This window comes from Pedobacter riviphilus (assembly GCF_014692875.1).
Taxonomy (GTDB): domain Bacteria; phylum Bacteroidota; class Bacteroidia; order Sphingobacteriales; family Sphingobacteriaceae; genus Pedobacter; species Pedobacter riviphilus.
In genome coordinates this window covers 5,706,895-5,719,079 of the sequence record NZ_CP061171.1, presented here as the reverse complement: position 1 = coordinate 5,719,079, position 12,185 = coordinate 5,706,895, and the positions used below count along the sequence as shown (strand labels likewise).

10 protein-coding genes are annotated in these 12,185 nt (G+C 38.8%); 7 read left to right on the top strand and 3 right to left on the bottom strand.

Annotated elements, in window-relative coordinates; translation table 11 throughout:
* Positions 1-31 precede the first annotated feature (31 nt).
* Positions 32-733, bottom strand: a complete 702-nt coding sequence (locus H9N25_RS23690) for an AIM24 family protein (protein WP_190327445.1) — start codon at positions 731-733, stop codon at positions 32-34.
* Positions 734-866: 133 nt separating this feature from the next.
* On the bottom strand, positions 867-2,363 hold the full coding sequence (locus H9N25_RS23685; RefSeq protein WP_223833508.1) for an NAD(P)H-hydrate dehydratase: 1,497 nt from the start codon (positions 2,361-2,363) through the stop codon (positions 867-869).
* Positions 2,364-2,534: 171 nt separating this feature from the next.
* On the opposite strand from H9N25_RS23685, the gene yiaA reads away from it, so the two are divergent.
* On the top strand, positions 2,535-2,942 hold the full coding sequence (gene yiaA, locus H9N25_RS23680; RefSeq protein ID WP_029278495.1) for an inner membrane protein YiaA: 408 nt from the start codon (positions 2,535-2,537) through the stop codon (positions 2,940-2,942).
* A gap of 39 nt (positions 2,943-2,981) precedes the next feature.
* Here yiaA and H9N25_RS23675 read toward each other — a convergent pair whose 3' ends face one another.
* Positions 2,982-5,054, bottom strand: a complete 2,073-nt coding sequence (locus tag H9N25_RS23675; RefSeq protein WP_167296500.1) for a M48 family metallopeptidase — start codon at positions 5,052-5,054, stop codon at positions 2,982-2,984.
* 210 nt (positions 5,055-5,264) lie between these two features.
* On the opposite strand from H9N25_RS23675, the gene eat reads away from it, so the two are divergent.
* The 6 genes from eat (at position 5,265) to H9N25_RS23645 (ending at position 12,170) form a co-directional block, all read left to right on the top strand.
* Positions 5,265-6,578 carry an ethanolamine permease gene (eat, locus tag H9N25_RS23670; protein ID WP_190327444.1) on the top strand — a complete coding sequence of 438 codons (1,314 nt, stop codon included), beginning with the start codon at positions 5,265-5,267 and terminating at the stop codon, positions 6,576-6,578.
* On the top strand, positions 6,578-7,939 hold the full coding sequence (locus tag H9N25_RS23665; protein WP_190327443.1) for a glutamine synthetase family protein: 1,362 nt from the start codon (positions 6,578-6,580) through the stop codon (positions 7,937-7,939). Before eat ends, H9N25_RS23665 begins: the two co-directional genes overlap by 1 nt.
* Positions 7,940-8,348: 409 nt before the next feature.
* Entirely contained in the window at positions 8,349-9,497 is a 1,149-nt protein-coding gene (locus H9N25_RS23660; RefSeq protein WP_190327442.1) for an iron-containing alcohol dehydrogenase, read from the top strand.
* 93 nt (positions 9,498-9,590) lie between these two features.
* Positions 9,591-10,304 carry a gamma-glutamyl-gamma-aminobutyrate hydrolase family protein gene (locus H9N25_RS23655; RefSeq protein WP_190327441.1) on the top strand — a complete coding sequence of 238 codons (714 nt, stop codon included), beginning with the start codon at positions 9,591-9,593 and terminating at the stop codon, positions 10,302-10,304.
* A gap of 74 nt (positions 10,305-10,378) precedes the next feature.
* On the top strand, positions 10,379-11,773 hold the full coding sequence (locus H9N25_RS23650) for an aldehyde dehydrogenase family protein (RefSeq protein ID WP_223833507.1): 1,395 nt from the start codon (positions 10,379-10,381) through the stop codon (positions 11,771-11,773).
* A gap of 4 nt (positions 11,774-11,777) precedes the next feature.
* The gene (locus H9N25_RS23645; RefSeq protein ID WP_190327440.1) at positions 11,778-12,170 is read left to right on the top strand and encodes a DUF7793 family protein; all 393 of its coding nucleotides are present in this window, start codon (positions 11,778-11,780) and stop codon (positions 12,168-12,170) included.
* Positions 12,171-12,185: the final 15 nt, after the last annotated feature.

Genomic DNA, 12,185 nt, shown 5'->3' with positions numbered 1-12,185 from the left:
GCTTCGTGCCTCGCAATGACGGATTACTATATTAAGATTTCGCTGCGTATTTCACCTCTTCATAAGGCTGTACCAAAACCCATCCCTCGCCAAAAAATTCTAATTGGAACGACTCGCCGCTTCCTCTTCCGATAAAAGAGCCGAAAGTTAAATTGGTTTTGATGTTAGGCGTTAAATTTTCTGACCATGCTACCGTAGCATTCGGATCGGTGTATACAGGTTGGTTACCTGTTACTCTTAATAAAATTGGTTCGCCATGTGTGGTAATGGCAATATAGCCACTGCCCGATAATTTAACCTGAAATAAACCACCACTCATCATCCCTGCAATGCTTTTTAGCATTTTTATTTCGTTTTTAATATTCTCTTCTAAAGCTAAAACATCATTACCATTTACAAAAACCGCCTCGTTTTGGAGTTTGATGATCTTTACTTTCTTACCTTCATCGGCTAAATATAGTTTGCCTGTTCCAGTGGCGTGCATCAGTGAGGTACCTTCACCAGATATGGCTTTCTTTAACAAACTGCCCAAACCTTTGCTTAGTAGTCCTTCTCTTTTAAAATCGATATTCCCGATGTAAGCAACCATCGAACCTGCTTTTGCCAATATTTTTTGATTTTTTAGATTTACCTCCAGCATGGCAGGTTTCTCTAGTTCAAAGAAATCGTTTTCATTTGGGTTTTCTGCCGATTCCTGAATTAATTCATTCAGCGTGTATTCTCTTTGTGCCATAATAATTTGTTTTCCGTTTTTAAGATATCTGTTATTTTAAATATTCCTGTAAACTAGAAATTATAAACTAGAACAATAGTAGATTAATAGCGTTTTTTTTTCAACAATTGTGGCTAAGCAAATCGTAAACAAACTATCTAGACATGAGCGCTTTAATTTCTTTTGATATGCTGGCTGCAACCTGCGATGCGGTAACCACAAATTGTTCGTGCGCTAAATGATCGCCAGCTTTTCCATGAATGTAGCAAGCCAGAATAGCGGCATCTGTTGCCGAATACCGCTGTGCTACAAAGCCTGCGATAATACCGGTAAGAACATCGCCCATTCCGCCTTGTGCCATAGCCGGGTTGCCCGTAGGATTGATAAGTACCTTACCCGTAGGCAGGCAGACAAAAGTATACTGGTTTTTAAGCACGATAACGATCTTCTGTTTTTTGGCCTGTTCTGTAGCGGTTTGCACCCTGTCCCACCAATTATCATGTTCGCCAAATAACCGATCGAACTCTTTCATATGAGGGGTGATAATGCTATTTGCGACAATTTTATCAATCAAATCGGACCGTTCGCCCAAGATATTTAAAGCATCTGCATCGATTATCATTGCCTGGTTGGCCATAATCAAACTTTCCAGAAGTTTTTCGTTTTCAGCTTCGGTACCTAAGCCAGGGCCTATAGCAATTGCCTGATATTTCTTTGGGTTTTCTATTCTTGTGTATTCATCTCTTGGCAGCGCCATTACCTCTGGTAAAGTGGCATTTAAGGCGGTTAATCCACCCTGCGGAATACACACTGTGGTTAATCCTGACCCTGCGTGTAAACAAGCCATTGAAGAAAGCAAAGCCGCGCCCATGGTATTGCTATTACCTGCAATAATCAATGCGTGGCCGTAAGTACCTTTATGGCTGAACAATTTTCGGGGCTGCAGAATCTTCTCAATATCATTTTCTTCCACTAAATAAAAATCAGCCTCTTGTTTTTGGATAAAGGCCTCATCCAGGTCAATATCAACCACCTCATATTTTTCTGTCGCCATGGTTGACTCAGGAAAGAAAAAATTAATTTTTGGACGTTGGAAAGAAATTGTTTTATAAGCTTTTATACCGTTATAATCTTTAGGCAATTTTCCTTCGGCAAAAAAACCTGTAGGTACATCAACTGCATATACTTTTTTTTGCTGTTTGTTAATAAACTGAACCAGTTCTTCAAAGTCGCCTGTTAGCGCCTTGTTTAAACCCGAACCTAAAATGGCATCGATAATTAAATCTGCCTTTAGGCTTTTCAGATCGGAAGGTTGGTTGATTACTATTTTTTTGCAGTGCGATTCCTCAATCCGTTGCAGGTTGATCGCAAAATCGTTGCTTTCCTTTTTACTAAAGTTAACAATATAAACTTTAATATTTTCATAACCGTTGGTCAATAACAAATGGGCAATCGCTAATCCATCGCCACCATTATTTCCCTTTCCGCAGATTATCGCCACACTTTTATTGGTATCGAACTCGTCTCTTAAAAAAGTTTGAACAAAGGCCCTCGCCGCTTTTTCCATCAGATCGATAGAAGCAATGGGTTTATTGGCAATCGTAAACTGATCAGCACTACGCATTTGGGCAGAAGTAAGCAAGGTTCGCATATAACTAAGATAAGATTATACAGGTATAATGCAAAGGATAGGATTTTGTTTGGCTTTTTATACCCGATAGGCTAATCTTCCAAAATAATTTAAAATACTATCTTTTAATTTTTATACCTTTTGCCAATCTTTAGCGTTGTTGTCTATTGAATTAAATTAAATCTCAAAACAATGAATCAAAAACCATCGAATGCATTCGTGGCGGCCGCCTGGATTGCATTAGGTATCGGAATGATCGGCTTTATTGTAGGCCTGTGGCGTTCTGATATGCTTCTCAATGAAAAAGGATATTATTTTACTGTATTGATGTTTGGCCTTTTTGCCGTAATCTCTTTACAAAAAGCTGTTCGCGATAAATTAGAAGGAATTCCGGTTACTGAAATTTATTACGGTATCAGTTGGTTTTCTACGCTACTCACCATCACTTTATTGGTAATCGGTTTGTGGAATGCTACCTTGCTACCCAGCGAAAAAGGGTTTTATGCCTTTGCTTTTTTACTCTCACTTTTCGGCGCCATTACGGTACAGAAAAATACGAGAGACAGCCAGATTGTGAATAAAAACCGCGATTCGGAATAGGCATTAAAGCCAGTAAGATTAATTACTGGCTTTTTTACGTTAACTAAATACCGGATTTATCAATTTTGCATTAAAGTTCAGAAGTTCTTTTTTAGTAAGGAAATGTCGTTCGGATATTACTCCTCCGAAAAAATTCATCGCAAAAAATAAATCCTTAAGCTCTTCATCAAAATAAAGATCTGCCCCAAAATACTTGTAATCATGTTTCAAGTACTCCGCTAGGGCTATTTTTGCCTCTTCGTTTATTAAACTGGCGTACGCATCATTGTTAACGATTGCAATCAAACAATCCTTAAATTTTTTCTCTTCTTTTTTAACCACCACCATCTTTCTTTTGATCATTTCTTTGGATGCTGATGTGTGCATAAATCTTGTTGCGTTGGCCAGATCTAAATAAGCATTCTCTTGAACAGTAAACTCTTCAGCTACCTGCTTATATTTGATCGAAAGCGATTTAAATATTGCTTCAGTTTGATTTTCTTTTGCCAAAAACCTGAAATATTCAAAAACCTTTGCATCGAGTAGGACCAATTGCTCATTTTTCTTACTTATTTCACCCTTCAAATAATCAATCATTGCCCTACAATCAGCCAGCGAATACTTTTTGCCGTCGTAATTAAATGTTTTGACATTGATGACCTGAGAATCTATGTTATCTATCGTGGTCAGATCGGCTTCCAATGCCTTCAACTCATAGATTACGCTTAAATTGGTATCATCAAAAAACTCTTCAATGCTCAATTCAGATGGAATAGTTGGCAGATCAAATGCATCTATATTAAATTGATGATAGGGATTTCTATAATCGAAATAACCATTAAAAATATCAGGATAAGAATTTTGATCATTTTCTTTGAAAAAATCTGCTTCAAAGTCACTCAACTGTTGTACCGATGGTTGCTCTCGGTAAACCGCATGCTGAAATATCTGTGCTGTAAATTTTTCAGCTATTTTTTCCTGATCAACAAGTAGCGAATTTGCCATCTCGTGGGATGGTTTTGCAACAGGAATTCCGAGATCATTTAATTTTTTAATACGCTCATCGGTTTCGGGATGTGAACTATATTGATTGGAAAAGGATATTTTTGATTTGTTAAAGCGATTATAATAGCCAATGCTCACCTGCGGAAATCCATTTTCGAAAGGCAGTTTATTCCTTTGAGCTAAAAAGTTCATTACTAAAATCTGTTGCGGAAAAATATTTGCCGAAATAACACAGTCATCGATTTTTCTTTCGTAATAATTACAGATAATATCCACCGAACGGTTTGCGAGCTGCATGCGCAATAACGAATCAATAAGCGGTTTAGAACCTACGGTTACTGCGGCAACTGCATCGGCATGAAATTCCATTTCGTGCGAAAGTTTACTATAACTCTCGCTTAAAACCTGATAAACACGCACTAGGATCTGCTGCATCAAACCGATTATCTTATCAGAAATTAACACAAAAATACCAATATAAGAACTTGCACTCGCTATGCCCCTCGTTACTTTATCATAACTTTCATTATCATAAAGCATATCGTAAATAATTTTGTTAAACTGGTATACATAAATGCCAACCTTCATGCTCCTTTGTGAAAAGTGGCCAAACTCATGGGCCAATATTGCACGTAGTTCATCAGCAGTAGTAGTATTGATTAGCCCAAATCCGATTATTAGGTTTTTGCGCACAGGAAAAAACATGCTCCAAAAGTTCGAATCGTAAAAAACGGCAGCATTAACCTCATTTGATAGATATACTTTTTTCGGGAAATCTGTTTGTACGCTTAAAACAATTTCATCAATCATTTTAAAGATTTCAGGCTGATCGGTCCTGGTAATTTCCAATAAATGAGACCTGTCCAGCTTATTGCCCTTAAACATAAACTTGACCAGAAAAAATAAGATCATAAAACCAAATCCTATCAAACCGATGCCCAAAATAAAAGTAATGGAAGAGCTGATGTATTCCATGAGCTTTATCCCCAAGTAACAGGAAGCTGCGGTTAGCACCAATGTAAATATTATTAATACTACATAGGTGGCAATGAATAAGGTAATAGCCTGTACAGACTTGGCAGCCATCTTCTTAAAATTTTCAGAAGGCCGGAGAGCGTTTTCGTGCATAAAGATATTGTTTGGTCATGCAAGATAACAAAACTGGTAAATGCCCAAAAGCACTTTAAAAAAAATTAATAATAAATTATTGCAGCAATTGCTAGCGACAGTAAAATGATTCGAAAATAATTACTACTTTAAACATCAGATACCGAAGCTAATAGTTTATCATTTTCGAGCAAATAATATAAACCTATTTCAATCTTGTACATCCTGCCAATGGAACAAAAAGATAGCTTAAAGAAAACACTTACCCCTTTTATGTTATGGGGGCTTGGCGTAGGATATGTGATTTCGGGAATGTATTTCGGCTGGAACTTAGGCCTCGAAAAAGGTGGCACCTTGGGTATGGCCATTGCAACAGTTGCCATTATGGTGATGTATGTTACCTTTAGTTTTAGTTATGCAGAACTTGCCTGTGCTATACCAAAGGCAGGTGGTGTTTTCGATTATGCTAATATCGCGCTCGGCAAAAACATCGGTTTTATTGCAGGTATTGCTCAAATGGTCGAATTTATATTTGCCCCACCGGCCATAGCCTTTGCCATTGGTGCTTATTTTAATGCCTTTTTCCCGCAGGTACCCATTCTTACGAGTGCAATTGCTGTTTATTTTATTTTCACTGCCCTAAATGTATATGGCGTAAAAGCCGCGGCTTCATTCGAAGTCATTATTACCGTTCTGGCAGTCGGCGAACTGCTCTTGTTCTCAGGAATTACATTACCTAAATTTCATGTAGAAAACCTGGTCCACAATAACTTTCCAAATGGCTGGAGCGGTGTTTTTGCGGCCATTCCATTTGCCATCTGGTTTTTTCTGGGTATTGAAGGCGTTGCAAATGTAGCCGAAGAAACCAAGAACCCACAACGAGATATCAGTAAGGGCTTTGGCTGGGGTATATTTACATTAGTGGTATTATGTGTGCTGGTTTTCATCTCCACAATTGGCATAGGTGGTTGGGAAGCCATAGTATATAAAAACGGGAAATCGGGCGAAACTTCCGATTCACCTCTACCATTAGCCCTTTCGATGATCACAGACGATAACCACCTGATGTACCACTTGCTTATTACGGTAGGCTTATTTGGTTTGGTAGCCTCCTTTCACGGTTTGGTTTTAGCAGCAGGCCGCTCTACTTATGAGATGGGGAGAGTAAAAAGCATTCCTGCAGTACTAGGAAAAATCTCGCCAAAATTTCAAACACCAGCAAATGCATTAATTGGCAATATGGTGATTGGTATTATCGCGCTTTTATCTGGCAAAACTGCCGAAATTATTATCATTTCGGTATTTGGGGCATTAACTTTATATATCATCTCGATGATTTCGGTCATGGTACTGCGGAAAAACAAACCTGAGATGACAAGACCTTTCAAAATGCCAATTTATCCGTTATTTCCCATAGTTGCATTAATTATTTCCTGCGTTTCTTTCATCGCAATGCTGATTTATAATCTTAAATTAGGTTTAATTTATTCGGGCATTGTTTTAGGCATATTTCTTCTATATAAAATCTTTAAAAAGGCAGATTAATGAGTACGAGCAAAGAAATTCTGGATTACGTAAAACATCATCCCTCTGGAAAAGTTAAATTAGCTGTTGCCGATATCGACGGTATTTTAAGGGGAAAATATGTAGCTGCCGAAAAATTTACATCCCTGGTTGAAGGTCGCCTGGGTTTCTGTGATGTTACTTTTGGTTGGGATGCAGGCGATGTAGCTTACGAAAACGGAAAATATACAGGTTGGCATACTGGTTATCCAGATGCCCAGGTGAAAATTGATCTGAGCACATTCCGGAAAATTCCGTGGGAAAATGAAGTGCCTTTCTTTTTGGGCGATTTTATTGACGATCAGGATCAGGCAAATTATGTCTGTCCGAGGCAGTTGCTAAAGAAAGTGATTGCAGAATGTGAAAATGAAGGATTTTCGCCGCTTTTTGCACAGGAATTTGAGTGGTTTAATTTTTCGGAAACACCAGAAACTATCCACGAGAAAGGTTTTACCAATTTAAAACCCTTAAGCCCCGGCATGTTTGGCTATTCCATTTTGAGAAGCACCTACCAGAATGAGTTTATGAGCGACCTGTTCGAACTGTTGAATAAATTCGACATCCCGATTGAAGGTTTGCATACTGAAACCGGACCAGGGGTTTACGAAGCTGCGATTAAATATGCGCCTGCCTTACAAGCTGCTGATCAAGCGATATTATTTAAAACTGCCGTAAAAGAAATAGCGTATAAACACGGTATTATTGCCACATTTATGGCCAAAATAAGTGAAAATTTACCCGGATGCAGCGGTCATGTACATCAAAGCCTGTGGGATGCCGATAAGAAGACCAACTTGTTCTACGACAAAAAAGATGCAGATAAAATGAGCGAAACCATGAAAAGTTATATCGCTGGTCAGTTACATTGCCTTCCATACCTTTTACCAATGATTGCCCCTACCATAAACAGTTACAAACGTTTAGTTGAAGGCGCATGGGCACCCACTACGGTAACCTGGGGAATTGATAACCGTACAACGGCATTACGTGCGCTACCCGGAAGCAAAAAGGCATCACGTTTAGAGACCAGGATAGTGGGTTCTGATACCAATCCTTACCTGGCACTTTCGGCCTGTTTGGCCGCTGGAATGTACGGGATCAAAAATAAGCTGAAACTCGAACAACCTGCTACCAAGGGAAATGGATATACAGATCTTTCGAATGGGGTATTATCGCGCAATTTATTTGAGGCTACGCAAAAGATGAAAAATTCTGACTTAGCCGCAGCATTATTAGGCGAAGATTTCGTTAATCATTTTACCATGACCCGCGAATGGGAATGCAAGCAATATGCTAAAGTTGTAACCGATTGGGAACTAAAAAGATATTTAGAAATTATTTAGCCTAAAGTGTTCATGCTGAAAAATCAAATTTCTAGAAAAAACAATGATTAAAGATGGGAGAATACGAGTCATCGTCATTCCCAACTTGCTTGGGAATCCTAATGCCTTGGCATGGTTTGTAGGTTGCATTAAGATTCCTGCCTGCGCGGGAATGACGACCGCTTTTTTTAAATCTGTGATTGGTAACGTGATTCGGAATTTTAATATTTTAACACCCAAGCTTAGGTGAGCTCAGGTGCCTAAGGAGGTAAAACAAATAAAAACATGCTAAAATGTTGATCGCCTAAGCCACCTTAGAACATCTTAGCTAATTGTATATAGTTAGTTTTTTATAAACAGTAAAATAACAACTCACTCTTAGGTGCGCTCAGACACCTAAGGTGGTAAAACAAAAGATAAATTAATTGTCATGATATTTGATAAGATCCATCAGTTTAATTTCCCCACAACCATCCGTTTTGGTGCTGGCGCAGTAAAAGAGTTGCCTGCCTACTTAAGCAAGAATAATTTAAAGGCACCGCTAATTGTAACCGACCCCACCATTGCACAACTTTCGTTTTTTAAAACCATAGTTGAAGATTTAAAGGCAAAGGGCATTGCTGTCGAGGTTTTTAGCGACATCCACAAAAACCCGGTAAAAAGTGATGTTTACAAAGGTACCGATGTTTGGGATGCTACCAATCGTGACAGTATAGTAGGTATTGGTGGTGGTGCTGCTTTAGATGTAGCCCGTGCAATTGTGCTCCGCGTTAATCACCGTGAAGACTTATTCAAATACGATGATTTAATCGGCGGCGATATCTACGTAACGAACGCTGTTCCACATTTTATCACCATCCCAACTACATCTGGTACCGGAAGTGAAGTTGGCCGCAGTGCCATTATTGCTGATGATGAAACCCACCAGAAAAAAATTCTTTTCTCCCCAAAATTAATGGCGCAGATCGTATTTGCAGATCCGGAACTCACGATGGATTTACCCCCATTTATCACTGCTGCAACGGGTATGGATGCTTTAACACATAATATGGAAGCTTATCTGGCCAAGAATTTCCACCCGATGTGTGATGGAATCGCGCTGGAGGGAATTTCATTGATCAAAGATTCTCTGGAACGTGCAACCAACAATCCTGATTTAGAAAGCCGCAGTAAAATGTTAATGGCTTCGATGATGGGTGCTATTGCCTTTCAAAAAGGTTTGGGTGTGGTGCACTCGCTGGCGCATCCACTTTCGTCGCTTTTAGATACCCACCATGGTTTGGCCAACGCCGTAAATATTCCTTACGGCATGCAGTTTAATATTGCGGGTTTTGAAGACCGTTTTAAAAAAATCGCCCGTACGCTAGACCTTAAAGATGAAAATGGTGAAGCTGTTGTAAAATATCTGTTCGATTTAAACATGAAAGTGAATATTCCGCATAAATTGAGTGATATTGGTGTTAAAAATGAACATATTGAAACACTTGCCGATTTAGCCTTTGCAGATTTTGCACATCCAAATAATCCTAAACCGGTAAGCAGAGAAGATTTTAAACAATTGTACTTAAGCGCACTATAAATTAGGATTAACCGATTACAGGATTATGATATTTATTAAAATCGGTGTAATCATTCCGAAAGAAAAGAAGATAAATCAGTATAATTAATTTATATGTCTGATAAAATAATAATTGGTGTTACCGACTGTAGCAAATTCGACATCTATCGCGATTGGGTTTTATCCTACAACAAAAATGTGGAGGTAATCCAGCTTGGGTACAAACTCAACAATTTCGACGAGATCAAAAAATGCGATGGGATTGTTTTAACAGGGGGTGAAGATGTTCACCCTCGTTTTTACAATCAGCCTGACTATTATCCTTACTGTTATGATGATGATATTGATGAAGAACGTGATGAGTTTGAATTTAAAGTTTTAACCTATACTGAGGCCAATTCCGTTCCTGTTTTGGGCATTTGTAGAGGCATGCAAGTGGGCAATGTGTTTTTTGGCGGAACTTTGATTCCTGACATCCCAACCTGGGGAAAATTCGATCATTCTAAAATGTACGATAAATCAGATCGCTATCACGAGATTATGGTAAACCCATCCTCGTGGCTGAACCAGATTGTAAATACCGATAAGGGCTTAGTAAATAGCAACCATCACCAAAGCACCGATAAAACGGGGAAAGGTTTGGTGGTGTGCGCAATATCTCTAGATGGCGTTACGGAAGCAATGGAGCGGATTGAACCCAAAGGAAAATCCTTTTTGTTATTTGTACAATGGCATCCCGAACGCTTAAAAGATCAGCACAGCCCATTTAGCAAAAATATACACGAGGCTTTTATTAACGCGATAAAATTAAATATCAACCACAGATAAAAAGGATAAACACAGATAGAGAGCGGTAAGCTAATTAAGATATTAGTCCTACCCCTTTATAAAATCTGTGTCCCGTGAAAATCCGTGGCAAGAAAATGAAGAACATGCAGATCATCAACCCAGCAACAGAAGAAATTATTACCAGTTTGACGGAAGATAACTCATCTACGCTTCAAGCCAAATTAGCTACTTTAAAAAAGGCTCAACCACAATGGGCCAACAAAACCCTTAGCGAAAGGATTTTGGTTATCGCTCAATTCAGTAATTTACTGGAAGTTAAAATTGAAGAACTGGCCGCGGTGCTAACCTCCGAAGTAGGCAAACCTTTACAACAATCGCGTAATGAAATTAATGGTGCGAGGACCCGTATTAAATGGATGCTCAATAATGCTGAAAAATATTTAAGTGATGAGGTGATGGTTGATGAACCAAGTTTGAAAGAAATCATTAAATATGAGCCATTGGGTATAGTGTGCAATATCTCAGCTTGGAATTATCCTTATCTGGTTGGCGTGAATGTATTTATCCCAGCCTTATTGAGCGGCAATGCCGTAATGTATAAACCATCGGAGTATGCTACCTTAACTGGAATTGAGATTGAAAAATTGCTAAAAAAAGCGGGGGTGCCTGATGATATTTTCCATATCGCTATTGGCGCGAAAGAAACGGGAACGGCATTATTAGAGATGGATTTTGATGGTTATTTCTTCACCGGGTCTTATAAAACGGGGAAATTCATCTACGAAAAAGTAGCATCGAAAATGGTTCCCTGTCAATTGGAATTAGGCGGAAAAGACCCCTTATACATTGCCGAAGATGTAACCGATGTTGCTTCTGCTGCAGTTGGCACGGCTGATGGCGCTTTTTACAATAACGGACAAAGCTGCTGTTCTGTAGAACGTATATATGTGCATGAGAAAAATTACGAAAATTATTTAAATGCTTTCGTTACCGAGGTTAAAAGCTGGAAAATGGGCCAACCTACAACTGATGGCGTATATATTGGTGCCTTAACACGGAAAGAACAGATTTTGCTATTGGAAAATCAAGTTGCTGATGCCTTAAGTAAAGGTGCAAAACTATTAACCGGTGGCAAAGCCATTGAGGGAAAAGGTTATTATTTTGAACCAACAGTGCTAACCGATGTTACCAACGATATGCTGGTGATGCAGGAAGAAAGTTTCGGACCGATAATCGGCATAATGAAAGTGAAAGATGATACTGAGGCCCTAAGTATGATGAAAGATACCGATTATGGATTAACCGCATCGGTTTATACGGCCAACCAGTCCAAGGCCGAAAAAATATTAGCCCAGTTAGATGCTGGCTCAGGTTATTGGAATTGTTGCGATCGAGTAAGTGCAGCACTACCTTGGAGCGGAAGAAAGTATTCGGGTATTGGCGCTACCCTATCACATCAGGGGTTAAGGGCCTTTACTAAACCCAAAGGTTATCATTTGAGAGGATAGTAGAATGAGAAACGATAGCGATAAACAGCTTATTGAAGGCGAAATTGCCGATTATTTATTAACTGATGATGGGATACTGATTTCCTACAGTAAAAGTGTTTTACGTACTGTGGGAAATATTTCGGCCAATGTTGTACTGGTGAAGGAAATTACGGGGAATAAGAAAGTCCCACTGTTAATTTACTTAAAAAATTCTCCTGTTCCAGACAAAGAAACACGAAAGTTTTCTACGGAGCAATTGCCGCAAATTTATACTGCTATGGCGATGGTTTCGAAACCTGGTTTGGCGCAATTAATTATGAAGATTTTGTTTAAGTTTCAAAACCCGCCTATCCCGATTAAATCATTTACTGACGATAAAAAAGCAATGGAATGGCTAAAACAGTTTGTAGTCTAAGTTAAAAAAGATATC